The organism is Achromobacter pestifer (genome assembly GCF_902859625.1).
In the GTDB taxonomy this organism is placed as follows: domain Bacteria; phylum Pseudomonadota; class Gammaproteobacteria; order Burkholderiales; family Burkholderiaceae_B; genus Achromobacter; species Achromobacter pestifer.
In genome coordinates this window covers 541616-557255 of record NZ_CADIJX010000004.1, presented here as the reverse complement: position 1 = coordinate 557255, position 15640 = coordinate 541616, and the positions used below count along the sequence as shown (strand labels likewise).

The 15640-nt window shown below is 59.6% G+C and carries 12 protein-coding genes; 1 reads left to right on the top strand and 11 read right to left on the bottom strand.

What is annotated here, in order from left to right; all coding sequences use genetic code 11:
• Positions 1 to 28: 28 nt before the first annotated feature.
• The 6 genes from HV753_RS18345 to HV753_RS18320 form a co-directional block, all read right to left on the bottom strand.
• Positions 29 to 850, bottom strand: coding sequence for a GNAT family N-acetyltransferase (locus tag HV753_RS18345; RefSeq protein WP_175176204.1), 822 nt, complete (start codon positions 848 to 850; stop codon positions 29 to 31).
• 9 nt (positions 851 to 859) lie between these two features.
• Complete coding sequence (locus tag HV753_RS18340; protein WP_175176043.1) at positions 860 to 1660, bottom strand: ParA family protein; 801 nt, start codon at positions 1658 to 1660, stop codon at positions 860 to 862.
• Positions 1657 to 2370, bottom strand: coding sequence for a 16S rRNA (guanine(527)-N(7))-methyltransferase RsmG (rsmG, locus tag HV753_RS18335; protein ID WP_175176042.1), 714 nt, complete (start codon positions 2368 to 2370; stop codon positions 1657 to 1659). Before rsmG ends, HV753_RS18340 begins: the two co-directional genes overlap by 4 nt.
• Complete coding sequence (gene mnmG / locus HV753_RS18330) at positions 2367 to 4286, bottom strand: tRNA uridine-5-carboxymethylaminomethyl(34) synthesis enzyme MnmG (RefSeq protein ID WP_175176041.1); 1920 nt, start codon at positions 4284 to 4286, stop codon at positions 2367 to 2369. The genes rsmG and mnmG overlap by 4 nt, the downstream gene beginning before the upstream one ends.
• Before the next feature lie 2728 nt (positions 4287 to 7014).
• Entirely contained in the window at positions 7015 to 7221 is a 207-nt protein-coding gene (locus HV753_RS18325; protein WP_046806066.1) for a cold-shock protein, read from the bottom strand.
• A gap of 234 nt (positions 7222 to 7455) precedes the next feature.
• Positions 7456 to 8490 carry an AbrB family transcriptional regulator gene (locus HV753_RS18320; RefSeq protein WP_175176040.1) on the bottom strand — a complete coding sequence of 345 codons (1035 nt, stop codon included), beginning with the start codon at positions 8488 to 8490 and terminating at the stop codon, positions 7456 to 7458.
• 113 nt (positions 8491 to 8603) lie between these two features.
• Here HV753_RS18320 and HV753_RS18315 point away from each other — a divergent pair, with 113 nt between their 5' ends.
• Positions 8604 to 9770 carry a pyridoxal phosphate-dependent aminotransferase gene (locus HV753_RS18315; protein WP_175176039.1) on the top strand — a complete coding sequence of 389 codons (1167 nt, stop codon included), beginning with the start codon at positions 8604 to 8606 and terminating at the stop codon, positions 9768 to 9770.
• 131 nt (positions 9771 to 9901) lie between these two features.
• Here the strand turns inward: HV753_RS18315 and HV753_RS18310 are convergent, their stop codons facing one another.
• The 5 genes from HV753_RS18310 to HV753_RS18290 all read right to left on the bottom strand — a co-directional run bounded on the left by HV753_RS18310 (position 9902) and on the right by HV753_RS18290 (position 15237).
• Positions 9902 to 11428, bottom strand: a complete 1527-nt coding sequence (locus HV753_RS18310; protein ID WP_175176038.1) for a tripartite tricarboxylate transporter permease — start codon at positions 11426 to 11428, stop codon at positions 9902 to 9904.
• Positions 11425 to 11862, bottom strand: a complete 438-nt coding sequence (locus tag HV753_RS18305; protein ID WP_175176037.1) for a tripartite tricarboxylate transporter TctB family protein — start codon at positions 11860 to 11862, stop codon at positions 11425 to 11427. Before HV753_RS18305 ends, HV753_RS18310 begins: the two co-directional genes overlap by 4 nt.
• 118 nt (positions 11863 to 11980) lie before the next feature.
• Positions 11981 to 12979 carry a Bug family tripartite tricarboxylate transporter substrate binding protein gene (locus tag HV753_RS18300; protein WP_175176036.1) on the bottom strand — a complete coding sequence of 333 codons (999 nt, stop codon included), beginning with the start codon at positions 12977 to 12979 and terminating at the stop codon, positions 11981 to 11983.
• A 112-nt stretch (positions 12980 to 13091) separates the two neighbouring features.
• Complete coding sequence (locus HV753_RS18295; RefSeq protein WP_246288320.1) at positions 13092 to 14462, bottom strand: sensor histidine kinase; 1371 nt, start codon at positions 14460 to 14462, stop codon at positions 13092 to 13094.
• Positions 14463 to 14559: 97 nt separating this feature from the next.
• The gene (locus HV753_RS18290) at positions 14560 to 15237 is read right to left on the bottom strand and encodes a response regulator (protein WP_175176035.1); all 678 of its coding nucleotides are present in this window, start codon (positions 15235 to 15237) and stop codon (positions 14560 to 14562) included.
• Positions 15238 to 15640: the final 403 nt, after the last annotated feature.

Below are 15640 nucleotides of genomic sequence, written 5' to 3'. Positions count from 1 at the left end.
CCTTCTGTTTTTGTATCCTGAGCCGGGCTCAGGCGTCCGTCTGCTCGGCGGGCAGACGGTACCAATACGAGTAACAGTCTTTGAAACCGTAGCGGCCATACAAGGCCCGCGCGGCTGTATTGTCCGGCTCGACCTGCAAATACGCGGTCGTGGCGCCGCCGGCGGCACCCTCGGTCAATAGGTAATCCACCAGGGCGTCGGCGTAGCCTTTACGCCGATACCCTGGGTCCGTGACGATGTCGAACAGGCCAAGCAAGTCGTCATCGCGAACGGCCAGGCCCGCGGCAACGCACTGCCCCGCCGCGTTGAATGCCAACACCGGCTGCTTATCCACAGCCAGTCCTTGCAGACGCGCTTGATGTTCACCGGCATGCCCGGGCGTCGAGCCGCGCATGGCCCCGACCGCCTGTGCGAAGCGGCCGGTGTCCACGCTGCTGAAAAGCAGGTCGCCCCGGACGCTGGGCCTGGGGGCGAGCGACATGCTCATGACTCGGGTCTCACCGGTGAAGGTATAGCCGCGGGACTCCAGTTCGGCATCCAGCGAAAAATCGGGGCCGATGGAGGTCATGCGCAACACCATGGGCAAGCCATGGCGCGCATACAACGAAGAACAATACGCCAGCCGCTCGTCCAACGGACGTGTGGATAACCCCAGCACATTCACGCTGCGCACGCGCTTGGCTTCCGAATGCGCAAAGCGCACCAGCCAACCATCATAGAGCACCTGCGCGCCGACCGCCGTGGCGTTCAGCGCAGCCTCTTCCAAGCGCACGCGCAAGCTATCGCGCGCGTCGGCTTGCGGCGCGTGGGAGAGCGAGGGGGTCGAGGAAAAGAGCGCGGCAACAGACATGGGCAAGGCTTACTTCAATTCATTCCTGACGCGCTCGATCATTTCGGCGCCGAACGAGATGTAGGCCTGCGCGCCGCGTGACGCGCGGTCATACACGACACCCGGCATGCCGTAACTGGGTGCTTCGGCCAGGCGCACATTGCGCGGCACGACGGTCTTGAAGACCTTGTCGCCAAAGTGCGCCTCGAGCTGGGCAGACACTTGCTGTTGCAACGTCATGCGCGGATCGAACATCACTCGCAACAGGCCAATGACGCGCAGGTCGTCATTGATGTTGCGGTGGACGCGCTTGATGGTGTTGACCAGGTCGGACAGGCCTTCCAGCGCGAAGTATTCGCACTGCATCGGAATGATTACGCCGTGGGCGGCGGCCAATCCGTTAAGTGTCAGCAACGACAGCGTTGGCGGGCAGTCGATCAGCACGAAATCATATTGGCTGGCGACGGTGTCGATCGCGGCCTTGAGTTGGCGTTCGCGTTCGTCCATTTGCACCAGATCAATTTCGGCGCCGGACAATTCACGGTTGGCAGGCAGCACGTCATAGCCGCCCGATTCCGATTTGACACGGGCCTGCTCGATGGTGGACTCGCCAATCAGCACTTGGTACAGATTCGACTCAAGCGAGTTCTTGTCGATGCCGCTACCCATCGTGGCATTGCCTTGAGGGTCCAGGTCCACCAGCAGCACGCGCTGATTATGCGTGGCAAGGCCCGCCGCCAAATTGATGGCGGTCGTCGTCTTGCCCACACCGCCTTTTTGATTGGCGATGCAGAAGACGCGGGCGGTTGTGCTGGGGGGTAAGTTCTTCATAGGGTTCCTTGACTGCGTCCTTCGCCGCGCGCGTCGCTGCGGCGCATCCAGATCAGGCAGCGTTCTGCTTGCAGCTCTGGTACTTGGAGCGGCTGAATATGGTCGACTTGCCATTCCCCGCGCGCATGCAACGCCTGAATTTCTTCATCGGGGACCTTGCCCTTCATGGCGACGAGGGTACCATCGTTGCGCACGTGGCGACCTGCGAGCTGCGCAAAATCGTCCAGCGAAGCAAAGGCTCGCGACGTCACGATGTCACACTCCGCCGGGTCCAGCGTTTCGATGCGGGCATGCCGCGCTTGCAGGTTGGGCAACGTCAACGCGCCGCTCATCTGACGGACGAATGCGGTTTTCTTTTCAACGGCGTCGATGCAGGTCACGGACCACTGCGGTCGCATGATGGCGAGAACGACGCCAGGCAGGCCGCCACCCGATCCGACGTCGTAGACCTTGGCCTCCACGCGAGCGTCGCCCAGCGCCTCGCTGAACGGCCCTATGGCGGCCAAACTGTCGAACAGATGCTGGATCAGCATCTGCTGGGGATCTCGGATGGCCGTCAGGTTGTATGTGCGGTTCCAGCGCTGCATCTGGGCCAGATAGTTCAGCAACTTGGCGTGTGCCGAGACGTCGGCCTGTAGCCCCAACTGATCGCATGCACGAGAGAGGCGGCCGGCCATGTCGACGCCGGCCTGATCGGTGTGGGCGGTCATGCGGCTTGCTTGCGCGAGCCGTAGTGCAAGCGCTTCAGGTGGATAAGCAGCAACGAGATTGCAGCGGGGGTCACGCCGGAAATGCGTGCGGCCTGGCCGACGGTTTCCGGGCGATGCGTCTTCAACTTCTGGCGCACCTCAAACGACAGGCTGGTCACCGCGTCGTAATCAACGTCGGCGGGGATAGCCTGCTGCTCGTGCGAGATCTGCTTCTGGACTTCATCTTGCTGACGAGCAATGTAGCCGGCGTACTTCACCTGGATCTCGACCTGCTCCGCCAGAATGTCATCCGCGGCCACACCCGGGCCGGCCAGCAGTGTGCCATCCGTATTGCGAACAGCCATCAATGCTTCATATGAAACATTCGGGCGTTTCAGCAAGTCTGCTAGTGAGTACTCACGTTCGATCGCCTTGCCCAACAGGGGTTCAGCGACTTCAACTGGCAGGAGCCGCGGGTTGACCCACGAAGACTTCAACCGTTCGACTTCCGCGGCCACGGCATCACGCTTACGGTTGAATGCCTCCCAGCGGGCGTCATCAACAATACCCAGCTGGCGACCGATTTCGGTCAAGCGCAGGTCGGCATTGTCTTCGCGCAGGCTCAGGCGATATTCGGCACGCGATGTGAACATGCGATAGGGTTCGGTCACGCCGCGCGTCACCAGATCATCCACCAGCACTCCCAGATAGGCCTCGTCGCGACGCGGCGTCCATTGGTCACGCCCCAGTGACAGCAACGCGGCATTGATGCCGGCCAGCAACCCTTGGGCGGCCGCCTCTTCGTAACCCGTAGTGCCATTGATCTGACCGGCGAAGAACAGGCCGCCGATCGCCTTGGTTTCCAAGGTGCTCTTCAATCCACGTGGATCAAAGTAATCGTATTCGATGGCGTAGCCGGGACGCATGATGTGCGCATTCTCCAGGCCGCGCAAGGAATGGATCAGATCCAGCTGCACGTCGAACGGCAAGCTAGTCGACACGCCGTTGGGATACACCTCATGAGTATCCAGACCTTCCGGCTCGAGAAATACCTGGTGGGATTCCTTGTCGGCGAAACGGTGGATCTTGTCTTCGATGGACGGGCAGTAACGCGGGCCCACGCCTTCAATGACACCGCTGTACATCGGTGAACGATCCAGGCCACCTCGGATGATGTCGTGCGTCCTGGCGTTGGTGTGCGTGATCCAGCACGGCAACTGGCGGGGATGCATGGCCACGTTGCCCATGTACGAGAACACGGGCACGGGATCCAGATCACCCGGTTGCGCTTCCAGGATGCCGTAGTTGATCGAGCGTCCATCGATCCGGGGGGGAGTGCCCGTCTTGAGGCGCCCCTGGGGAAGCTTGAGTTCCTTCAGGCGCTGGCCCAGAGAGATAGCAGGTGGATCTCCCGCACGGCCACCGGAATAGTTCTGTAGGCCGACGTGGATCAGGCCATTGAGGAACGTGCCGGCGGTCAGCACCACCGTCTTGGCACGGAACTTCAGGCCAACCTGTGTCACCGCCCCGACCACCCGGTCACCTTCCACCATCAGATCTTCGACTGCTTGCTGGAACAACCACAAGTTGGGTTGGTTCTCCAGACGGCCACGGATGGCCTGCCGGTAGAGCACGCGGTCTGCCTGGGCACGAGTGGCGCGCACGGCCGGACCCTTGGATCCGTTAAGAATGCGGAACTGAATCCCGGCTTCGTCCGTTGCCAGCGCCATCGCGCCGCCCAGGGCATCGACTTCTTTGACAAGGTGCCCCTTGCCGATCCCGCCGATGGAGGGATTGCAAGACATTTGGCCAAGGGTTTCGATGTTGTGTGTCAGCAGCAGCGTCTGAGCGCCAGCGCGGGCAGCTGCCAGCGCCGCTTCGGTACCGGCGTGGCCGCCACCGACGACGATGACATCGAATTCGCGGGGATAATCCATGATGGGGAGGGGAGATAAGAGAGCGTTCGGTGTTCATTATAGAGGCAGGGGGGGCATGTTTCACGTGAAACATTGCCTACAGGAGGAATGCCCCCTACCCAACCGCTGGCGCGTCGGGATTTGGCAACGCCACAGGAAGCTTGACGGACGAATATGTCGGCATCTGCCGGTGTTTCACCATTGATGTTTCACGTGGAACATCCCTCGCTTCATAGTCACCTGCCCTTTCGCACCGTGTCCCACGGACTAGTAGTTCGCCCAGGTGAACATGTCGAAGGTGCACAGACGAAAAATAGAACCTGATCGCTCGTTCAATACCTGGGCGCGATGGGCAAAGGCTCGCTGAGTTGCTGCTCCGCTGTCTCGACGTTTCACGTGGAACATCAGATGCTGAAGGACTGATCTGTCGCTGGCATCTGGCCAGAAAGGCTGCTTGGCTGGAATGTTTCACGTGGAACATCTCTCGCCCCGTGGCCACCTGCTCTTTCGCACCGTGTCCCACGGGTTAGTAGTTCGCCCCGTCGAGCAGGTCGAAGTTGCACAGCCGAAAATAGAGTCTGATAGGTCGTTCGATATCCGGGTGCGTACAGGCTAAGACACGCTGAGTTACCGCTCCGCGGCCTCGATGTTTCACGTGAAACATCAAAATGCTGAATGACTGATCGGCTACAGGCGGGTTGGCAGGAAAGGCTGCCCGGCCTGAGTGTTTCGCGTGGAACATCTCTCGCCCATGGCCACCCGTCCTTTCACACAACGCCTACCGCTGAATGGTTCTCCCAATAGGGCATGCCAAGGTTGCGCCGACGGGAGTCAAAGCCTGCCGGTTGCTGAGAATTTGGATGTTTGCGAGCGAATGGGAAGTGGCGATCACCCCCAAATGCCTCGATGTTTCACGTGGAACGTAAGAGTGCTGAATGAATGAACCGCCACAGGGGCTTGGACTGAATGACTGCCGACCCTTAATGTTTCACGTGGAACATTACGTGCCATCCGCAGCGCCAAACCGCACCCGCCGTCCACTCTGTTCCACGTGAAACAAGCCAAATTTGGGGACGGGGATGACGCATATGCCGTTCCATCACACCGGAGGCGAGCCTCGGATTTCTGCTGATTCCCAAGACTGTGGCTCCAGATCCAAATTTGGGAGCGACTGCCGCACCGAAAGTCGAAACTGGAATGCGAGAGAAAAAAGCGATTATCTTGGCCCTACCCTACCCCTAGGCCAAAAACCCGCATATTTTTTACGTTTCACGTGAAACATAACGCCCCACCAGAACAGAATCCAGCAGACCTTTGGCTCCATCCGGACACGGCACTTAAGCATCCGATTTCAGGAAACCGATCAACAGAAGGAAACCGATGGTGGTTCACGATCGTGTTTATGCACAGCCAGCAGTGGATATCTTCAAGGCAAAGGAAAATCCGAAATTCTCCAAGCGGCCGGCAACCGACTTATGCACAAACCGGTCGGAAATCCAGTGCGTTCAAATGCTGTCTTTCACGTGGAACAACTTTGGGGATAACTCAGGAAGCCGTGACGTCAAAACTAATCAAGAGCGTCGACTGAAAGAGCTTCAGGACAATTTCCCATATACACAAACACGCTCCCTGCACCAGCGCGCTTCATAGGGAAAACTGCCGTAAACCGCATATGGCCAATAGCCGGAGCGTCGTCGTTCCAGGCACCTTCTCATCAATGCCACAACGTCAAAAAAACCGTGGAAAACTTTGTGGATAAGATTCAACTATCGATGCGATAAAGCCTTCAAACCACAGGAGGCATGCTTGAAAAATGACCGGGAACTCCGCCGGTACTTCTCAGTCAAATTGCGAGCTTATTACCGTCTAACGATTTATCCACATACTTATCCCGCAACACGCGAGCCGCCCTATATTCGTCTCGCGTATTTGCCGCAGCCTTGGCGAAGGGACCATTGGATATTTGACAGCACAACTATCTTGCTCGTGCCTTCGTCAACGCGCCATCATCCATTTGGGTGAGACAAACAATTTCATGTGAATCCCTGTGGACAAGTCGATGTCTGTTTCTGGCATTGAATTTCTGCAAGGCATCCATCGGACAACATCATGTCCGTGTAGAAATCCATGGCTTCCCGAGATCCGAATCTCGTCGGAAAATCACCCAAACACGCCAGCCAAATAATCACTATCCCCATTTCTATCCACAGGCAGACCGCCCTCATTTTGGGCAAATTGGAGCGTCATTCTGTGCATAACCGGGATGGGGATATCTTTGTGAACAACCGACCGCGCGAAGCCAAATATTGGTCAAATGGGCTCGTATTGGATAATCGGCTGGTCGCACCACTTTGCTGACGGCTCAGCCTAAAAGCGTCGCCAAACGCCCGTATTCATAGGGAAAAGGGCTTGTTTCACGTTGAGCGGACGCCGTCTGACGAGGAGGACTTTGCTCAATCGCAGGCCTGTCAGCGCGGTATTGGCATGATCAAGAATCTGTGCAAAACCTTGAGATCGGCCATGCCAGTGCTTCATAAATGAGCATAAAAATTCGTCGGCCCAAAAATAATTATCCACAGACTTATCCAAGGCTGGAGGATATGTTAGTGATTACTAACTTACGGGCATAAAGCGCTCAGGCCCTCGCCGCTTTTTAGCAGCCCCAAATGAAACAACGCCCCAGACTCGAGAGTCTTGGGGCGTTGTAGCCAGGTCGGACCTGGCGGACGGGAAATTGGGATTTCCCGATTTAGAGCGGGCGAATTTCGGCCGCTTGAGGTCCTTTCGGACCATCCTTAACTTCGAATTCGACTTCCTGCCCTTCGTTCAGGCTGCGATAGCCGCGGCCCTGAATGGCGGAAAAGTGCGCGAAAACCTCGGTGCCACCGACGTCCGGGGTAATGAAACCGTAACCCTTGTCAGCGTTGAACCACTTAACTTTGCCCTTCTGAGCCATTTTTTCTAGCGTCCTGTAATTGAGTCGAAATGCAATGAATCAAGGACGCCGTGAGAACTGAACGACCGGTAGAAATACCTGCGTTGCTGCTGCGTTCCCGCTTGTCGCCAAGCAACAGAACGAGTCCGCGCGCTGCTTGAATCAACTGCGGAATCAGCATACTCATCCCGCATTACTGACTCATATTGTTGTTTACCCCAATGTCGCATTTTTCTGACTCAGGCCTAAGTACCGTTACGCGGAATTTGCCTGCCGGCGTGCCAGGAAGGCATATATCGGACCCGTCACGATCACGACGAACACCATGCGCGTAACGTGGAACGCCGTCACCACCGGCACGCCCAATTGCAACACCTTGGCGGTGATCGCCATCTCGGCGATGCCACCCGGTGTCGTCCCCAGAATCAACGTCGGGATGGGCGCTGCTGACCAGTACGACAACAGCGCACCCAACCCAAAGGCCAGTGCCAGGGCACTGACCGTGAACGCCGCCACGACCGCGATGAATCGTGGCGCCGCGCGGAAAAAATCGGGCCGGTAGCGGTCACCCAAAGACCACCCAATGAGCAGTTGCCCGACCTTGGGCACATAGTCTGGCAGGGCCGACAGTTCGACATTCGAGGACGTCAGCAACATGGCCACCAGCATGGGGCCCAGCACCCATGGGTTGGGCAGGCGCAGCTTCATGAAAAACAGGCCGCCGATGCAGGTCAGCGCAATCAGCGCGGCAAGGCCCGCGCCATCGACAACCTTGGGCCCGGGCACCGTCGGATCCAGCCCCGCCACGCCCCACCACTGAAAAATGAACGGTACCGTCACCACCACGAGCAGCACGCGCACGCTGTGCGCCGTCGCCACGCGATCGATCCGCGCGCCATGACGTTCGGCCAGGCTGGCCATCTCGCTGGCGCCGCCAATCGCCGACGAGAACCACGCCGTCTTGAAGTCAGCATCCGTGAACCGCCGCAGCATTGCGGTGCCCATGAACGCCAGCCCCAGCGCGAACAGCATCCCCACGATGATGGGCCCGGCATTGCTGCCGATATGCCCAAGCACCTGTGGCGTGAAATACAGCCCCAGCGATGTCCCGATCACCCATTGCCCACCGTTGCGGGCCGGACGCGGGCAAACCGTGCGCAGCCCTGCGATGCGCGTGGCAGCCGTGACCAACAGCGCGCCCAGCATCCAGGGCAACGGAATATGCGCCCATACCGCCAGCAGCGCGCCAGCCAGCGCGATCAACAACCCGCCCGCTATCCTCAACAACATGTTTTGACCCACGATTCCATCCACTGCTTAGCTAATGCGAAAAACGAATTATGAGTTAGTGGGATACTTACGAAAACTCTCTTTGCCTACCAGCGTTCATCTTCGCGTCCACCATGATCCGATCCAAACTTCCCGACGTCGGCACCACCATCTTCACCGTGATGAGCCGCCTGGCCATCGAACACAAGGCCATCAACCTGGGCCAGGGCTTTCCGGACTTCGATCCGGACCCCGCGCTGTGCGAGCTCGTGACCCGCGCGATGGCCGACGGCCACAACCAGTATCCCTACATGCCCGGGGTTGCCCCCTTGCGCGACGCCATCGCCGCCAAGACGCGCGAACTCTATGGCCATGCCTACGATCCAGAAACCGAGATCACCGTCACCAGCGGGGCCACCGAGGCCCTGATGGCGACCGTGCTGGCCGCGGTCAATAGCGGCGACGAAGTGGTCGTCATCGAACCCTGCTACGACTCCTACCTGCCGGCGATCCGTCTGGCCGGTGGCACGGCCGTGCCGGTGCCGTTGCGTGCGCCCACCGAGGCCGATCCCTACTACCGCATCGATTGGCAGCGTGTGCGCGACGCCATCACGTCCAAGACGCGCCTGCTGATGCTCAACTTCCCGCACAATCCCACCGGCGCGGTCCTTGAAGAAAGCGACCTGGACGCTCTGGAAGCCATCGTGCGCGATACCGGCGTGCTGCTGGTGTCCGACGAAGTCTATGAACACATCGTTTTCGATGGCAAGCCACACGCCAGCGTTGCACGCCGTCCGTTGCTGGCCGAGCACGCTTTCGTCATCTCATCTTTCGGCAAGACCTACCACACCACCGGTTGGAAGATCGGTTACTGCTGCGCCCCCCGGCAACTTAGCGCCGAGCTGCGCAAGGTGCACCAGTTCATGGTGTTCACCGTGCCCTCGCCCATGCAATTCGCGTTGGCCGAATTCATGCGCGATCCCAAGCCCTACCTGGATCTTCCGGCGTTCTATCAGGCCAAGCGCGACCGTCTGTCGCAAGGCCTGGCCAAGACGCGCTTCCGTCCGCTGCCCAGCCCTGGCACGTTCTTCCTGCTGGCCGACTACAGCCAGATCTCCAAACAGAACGAAGCCGACTTCGCCCGTGATTTGACGGTCAAGCATGGCGTCACGGTCATTCCCGTGTCCGCCTTTTATCGCCAACCAGACGCCGCGGAGTCCAACCACCGCATCGTGCGTTTCTGCTTCGCGAAGAAGGACGATACGCTGGACGCCGCATTGGAACGCCTGGCGCAGGTTTAAACACCAAGAATAAAATATGAGCAATCACTCATATTCATAGTTAAAAAAGGGGCGCCACACGGCGCCCCTTGCAATTCCGGCGATGACACGCGCAGATCGCGAACCTGCCGGCCCGCGACCCGCGCATCCTGTCACGCCGTTCCAGCGGCAACCTTCCGAGCCTTGCGCATCCGCCGCATCAACTGCGGCACCACCACGACGGCAGCAGCGCCCACCCACAACCCAATCGACACCGGGCTTGAGAACAACACGACGACGTCGCCGTCCGTGATGGACAAGGCGCGGCGCAGATTTTGTTCCATCATGTTCCCCAACACCACGCCCAACACCAGCGGCGCCATCGGCACACCAAACTTGCGCAGGAAATATCCCAGCGCGCCGATTCCAGCCACCAGCAGAAGATCGAACGTTCCTGCGTTGATGGCGTAGACACCGATATAGCTGATGCAAAGAATGCCCGGCACCATCAACCAGCCCGGTACCGACAACACCTTCGAGAACAGGCGGACCAGCGGCACGTTCATGACGAACAGCAACACGTTGGCGACGAACAGCGAGGCGATCAACCCCCACACCAGCTCGGGCTTGGTCTCAAACAACACAGGCCCCGGCGTGATGTTGTAGAGCGTCAACGCCCCCATCATCACGGCGGTCGTGCCTGAACCCGGCACACCCAACGTCAACATCGGCACGAACGAACCAATCGCCGATGCCGTGGCCGCCGCTTCCGGCGCCACCAGGCCGCGCATATCGCCTTTGCCAAACTTGGCGTCAGGATCCTTGGCTTCAATGATGCGCTTTTCCTGCGAATACGCGACGGCAGCGGCCACGCTGGCGCCGGCGCCTGGCAACACGCCCACGCCAAACCCCACCAGCGCGCTGCGCACCACGCTCCACCACGTGAACGCCAGCTCTTTCAGGTTGAAGAGCTTGCGACCACTGGGCTTGACCTCAACACTGTGCCCTGCCACCACCTTCTCCAGCATTTCAAGCATTTCGCTGACCGCGAACAACGCAATCACGACCACCACGAAATCCACGCCATCGGCCAAGTGCACGGACTCGAAGGTGTAGCGATAGACCCCGGAATTCGCGTCCACGCCAATCACCGAGATGGACAGTCCGATCATCGCCGCCAACACCCCTTTCACGGGCTGCTTGCCCAACAGACTGGTCAGGCAGCAGAACGCGAAGATCATCAACACGAAGTACTCGGCGGGGCCGAAGGCCAGTGCCCATTTCGCCAGCATGGGCGCAAGCAGGATGATGCCCACCACCGACACGATGGCGCCGAAGAACGCCGACCATGCCGACAGCGACAAGGCCACGTTCGCCATGCCCTGACGCGCTAGCGGATAGCCATCCAGCGTCGTCATGATGGCGCTGGCCTCGCCAGGCACGTTCAGCAGAATCGCGGTGATGCGGCCACCATACTCCGCGCCGACATAGACGGCCGCCAGCAGGATCAGCGCGGTCTCGGGCGGCAGGTTCATGGCAAAGGCGATCGGTATCAGCATTGCCACGCCATTCACGGGACCCAGGCCAGGCAACACGCCCACCATGGTGCCGATGAACGAGCCAATCATGGCCACCAGGATGTTCGTCAGCGAAAAGGCAACGCCAAAGCCGATCGATAGATGATCAAGAATGCCGCTCATAGCAGGGTCTCCAGCAGTCCGCCGGGCAGGACGACGTCCAGCACCTTGTCGAACAACACGAAAAAGAAAAGACTCATGATGACGCCGCCGACGGCGCACTTGACCCAGCCGCCGCCGAACAAGCGGCCGACAAACACAGTCATCAGCGAGGTCGCGACGATAAAGCCCAGCCACTGGAACAGAAAGGCGTAGGCCACGGTGAACGCCATCATCAGCGCGATGCGTCCGTTGGCCCCAGGCGCGTTGGCTTCGACCGTGTTTCCGCCCTTGTAGACCAGCCACAGCCCGCACAGGCCGATGATCCCGGCCAGCAGTAGGGGAAAGGCGCGCGGGCCCACGGGTTCGTAGGCGAACGGGGCTTCAATGCCCCACCCAGCCCCTGTCATGAAGGCGGCCAGCGCTAGCGCGCCGACACCCAGGATTCGATCGTTCATGATCCACTTTTCCGTTGTTGTGGGGTCGCGCGGCGCAGCCGGTCCCTCACCACCGGCACAGGCCGGCGGCGGGGGTGCCCGAACGGGCGCGATCAGGAGGGAAAACCTTGCGGTGGGTTTACTTCTTCAACAGGCCAAAAGAATCGGCCAGTTCGCCGTAGACCTTGACCTGGTTCTTCACGTAGGCGTCCAACTCGGGTCCGGTCTTGTTGAACGGAAACAGCCCCTGCTGCTGGCGCAGCTTGTCGAATTCCGGCGATGCCGTTGCCTGGTTGAAGGCCTTGACCCAGAACTGGTAGTCGTTGTCCGACACCTTCGGACCCACGTAGAAGCCGCGGATGATCGGCCAGACGATGTCGTAGCCCTGTTCCTTGGCGGTCGGCACGGTATTCAGCTTGCCCGGCAAGCGTTGGTCGTTGAACACGGCCAGCACGCGAATGGGCGCTCCGCCTTCCAGCATGGTGAACGCTTCGGCCGCATCGCCCATGTAGGCCTGGATATGGCCGCCACGCAATGCGGTGACGGCTTCACCACCGCCTTCAAACGCCACGAAGCGCATCTTCTTGAAGTCCACGCCTGCCGCCTTGGCGGTCAGTGCGGCCTTCATCCAGTCCTGGCTGCCGACCGTGCCTCCGGCACCCAGCACGATCTTGGTGGGATCCTGCTTGAAGGCGTCCATCAGGCTCTTCAGGTCGGTGTACGGGGAATCGTTGCGCACCACGGCCACGCCGTAGTCCGTGCCGATGGCGGCCAGCCAGCGCACGTCATCGACGTTGTACTTGCCGAACTTGCCCTGGGCCAGGTTCAGCAGCGACCCGCCCGAAAACGCGACGATGGTGCCGGGTTCATTCGGGTGCTGGGCCACGATGTTGTTGTAGGCCACGGCGCCGATGCCGCCGGGCATGTAGACGATGCGCATGGTGCTCTTGAGCGCCCCGCTTTGCTTCAACCCTTCGGTGGCCAGGCGGCAGGTCAAGTCGAAACCGCCGCCAGGCTGGGCCGGCGCGATGCATTCTGGGCGGCGTGGCTCGTCGGCGGCATGGGCGGTGCCCAGGGGAAGGGTAATCGCGCCAAGCGCCGCCAAGGCGGCCAGGCGCAGCTTCAGGCTGATCTGCATTCTTGCGTCTCCGAGTTTTATAGGTCTTGGTATGGCTGGGTGGCGTATGACGCCTGATCGAACCCAGCGGACGCTACCGTACAAAACCGAAGCTTTCCATATCCTTTCAAATTCAGCCGTTTTCGTGGTGCACCGCAACATCCGGCGGTAGTTCGAGGGAAAACACCAAGATGGCCCGCAGTCCAGGCATCGGCGCCCGGTTCTCCAGGACCAGCCTGGCCCCCAGGATATCGGCGATAGTGCCCACGATGGCCAATCCCAGCCCGGCCCCAGACTTGTTCTTGCCTGCCGCTCCCCGGCGAAAGCGCACACAGGCCCGAGCGATGTCCTCGGCCGACATGCCAGGGCCGTCGTCTTCGACGATCAAGCGTGCCAGCCCCTCTCCCGTTTGTACCGTCACGGTCACCTCACCGGCGGGCGAAGCGTAGCGGATTGCGTTGTCCACCAGATTATTGGCCGCTTCCCGCAGCAACCACTCGGTGCCGAGGACCGAAACCGGGCGGACGCTGGCCTCCAGGCCGATATCCAACTGCCGGCTGCGGGCAGCGGGAAGCAAGCCGCGTATCACCCCGTCTGCCAGTTCAACCAAGTCAACGGTTTCGGCAGTGAACCCCCCTTCTGTCAGGGAAGCGTCCTTAGCACGCGCCAGAGCCAGCATTTGGTTGGTGGTGCGTACAGCCCTGTCCAACCCCTCTTGCATCGCCAGGAGGGCTGTACGGACCTCCTGGGGGTCTGTTTCACGCAGGGCATAGGCCGTCTGGGTCCGCAATACCGACAGCGGCGTGCGCAATTGGTGCGAGGCGTCGTCCAGGAACTGACTCTGGACCCTCGCCTGAGCCGCAAAACGGGCCATGTGGAGGTTTACAGCGGCAACCAGGGGCAGGACCTCACCTGGCATCTCCGACGCGCTGACGGGGCTTAAATCGTCTCCAGAACGCCCTTCCACTTCTTGCCGAAGCCTGACCAAGGGTCGCAGGGCCATGAAAACCCCAAGAATGATCACCAGAACGCTGATCAGGATCACGGCCAAGTCCCGTTCGACCGAACGCACCAGCACCTTGTGCAGGAAGGCCTGGCGGCTTTCCAGGCCCTCGGCGACCTGGACTATAACCCGTCCCCCTTTATTCGCGTACAGCGGCGGGTCCATGGGGCGTGCCAGCGCCGCAACCCTGACGGGCGTGCCCTGATAGGTCGCGTAAAAAAAACGCGGTTCGCCAGACACCAGGGGTTGGTCAGGCAGGGGAAGGGCTGGATGCCCGATTTCCGCCAGCCCGTCCTCAGTGGCTACCCGGTAGAACACACTGCCATTGGCCGTCAGCTCGAAAAATTCCAGCATCAGGTATGGCTGCTCCATGGCCAATCCACCGCTGGCTGTGGATATGTTGTGGTCGATCGCGCGAAGCGCTCCGGAAAGCGAACGGTCGTAGGCAATGTCGACCTGGTTGCGCAATTGATGGTTCGACAACCAAAGCGCGCCCATCATCACGAAGACCAGCGTCGGAATCAACCACCAGAGCAACTGCGTCTTCAGCGTCCGATTACGTTTTTTTGCAGCAAAAAAAGCGATTTTTTTTGGACTTCTAGTTGTCAACAAGGTTCTCCAGGCAGTAGCCCATGCCTCGCATGGTCACGATCTGCACACCGGTATCTGCCAATTTTTTGCGCAATCGGTGGACCAGAACCTCGATGGCCTCCAGGTTGATGTCTGCATCGTCGGTCAGGATCCGATCCAGGATTTGCTGCTTGTTGATCGGCTCTCCACTTTTTTGGATGAGTACGCGCAGCACCGCGTGTTCACGTGGGGATAACTGCAAGGCTTGCCCCGAGACCGTGAATTTTTGCGAGGAAGTCTCGAAAACCAGGTTTCCCAGGGCAAGTCGGGGATGTTCGCGTCCGCGGCTACGCCGAATCAGTGCCATCAAACGCGCTTCCAACTCTTCCACAACAAAGGGTTTCGGCAGGAAATCGTCCGCGCCTTGGTGGAGTGTTCCGATTTTCTCGGCTAGTGAATCGCGCGCGGTCAAGACCAACACCGGCGTACGGTCGTCTCGCGCGCGAATCTTCGCCAGCAAAGCATGGCCATCCATGCCCGGAAGTCCGAGATCCAGGATGACCGCGTCGAATTCTTCGATTGCCAACCTTCTTTCGGCGACCAATCCGTCGTCAGCCCATTCAACGACAAAGCCCGCATGTCTGGCCAGGCTTCTGGAAAGCCAGCGAGCAAGTTCGGCTTCGTCTTCTATCAGGAGGATGCGCATGGACGGAGTCCGGGGGGGAGTGGCTGGGCGGAATGGGAAAGCATGTTTGGCTTTTCCTTTATTTCTCTTTATATAAAGACTAATGATTAATAAGGCCTGTGGATAACTACCTTAACCTTGAAAACCTCTTTTTTTTCATCAGCTTGCAGCCGTTTTTGCCTGTGCAAGAACTCTGTGTGGGAAAAAAGTTGAAGTTGGACAACATTTCGGCCACCCCCAAAAACCCCGGCTTGTTCAACTTGCCTCCACACAATGTGCACAACCTGGCTACTTAGGAGTTATCCACAGGCTGATTTCTGGAAACGGGGCGGGAAAGCCGCACTTTTACCTCGAAAAACAGCCTCTTGCCTACCTGGTTTTTCGCCCTTGCAGGGGGCCGAAAACGGCCTCAGAGGCGTCGCTG

What these genes read in the sequence shown, in the direction of transcription:
- HV753_RS18325 (WP_046806066.1), bottom strand. Translation starts at nt 7,221, where the DNA reads ATGGCTCAGAAGGGCAAAGTTAAGTGGTTCAACGCTGACAAGGGTTAC.
- HV753_RS18310 (WP_175176038.1), bottom strand. Translation starts at nt 11,428, where the DNA reads ATGAGCGGCATTCTTGATCATCTATCGATCGGCTTTGGCGTTGCCTTT.
- HV753_RS18340 (WP_175176043.1), bottom strand. Translation starts at nt 1,660, where the DNA reads ATGAAGAACTTACCCCCCAGCACAACCGCCCGCGTCTTCTGCATCGCC.
- HV753_RS18300 (WP_175176036.1), bottom strand. Translation starts at nt 12,979, where the DNA reads ATGCAGATCAGCCTGAAGCTGCGCCTGGCCGCCTTGGCGGCGCTTGGC.
- HV753_RS18315 (WP_175176039.1), top strand. Translation starts at nt 8,604, where the DNA reads ATGATCCGATCCAAACTTCCCGACGTCGGCACCACCATCTTCACCGTG.
- HV753_RS18295 (WP_246288320.1), bottom strand. Translation starts at nt 14,462, where the DNA reads ATGATGGGCGCGCTTTGGTTGTCGAACCATCAATTGCGCAACCAGGTC.
- HV753_RS18290 (WP_175176035.1), bottom strand. Translation starts at nt 15,237, where the DNA reads ATGCGCATCCTCCTGATAGAAGACGAAGCCGAACTTGCTCGCTGGCTT.
- mnmG (WP_175176041.1), bottom strand. Translation starts at nt 4,286, where the DNA reads ATGGATTATCCCCGCGAATTCGATGTCATCGTCGTCGGTGGCGGCCAC.
- HV753_RS18320 (WP_175176040.1), bottom strand. Translation starts at nt 8,490, where the DNA reads ATGTTGTTGAGGATAGCGGGCGGGTTGTTGATCGCGCTGGCTGGCGCG.
- HV753_RS18305 (WP_175176037.1), bottom strand. Translation starts at nt 11,862, where the DNA reads ATGAACGATCGAATCCTGGGTGTCGGCGCGCTAGCGCTGGCCGCCTTC.
- HV753_RS18345 (WP_175176204.1), bottom strand. Translation starts at nt 850, where the DNA reads ATGTCTGTTGCCGCGCTCTTTTCCTCGACCCCCTCGCTCTCCCACGCG.
- rsmG (WP_175176042.1), bottom strand. Translation starts at nt 2,370, where the DNA reads ATGACCGCCCACACCGATCAGGCCGGCGTCGACATGGCCGGCCGCCTC.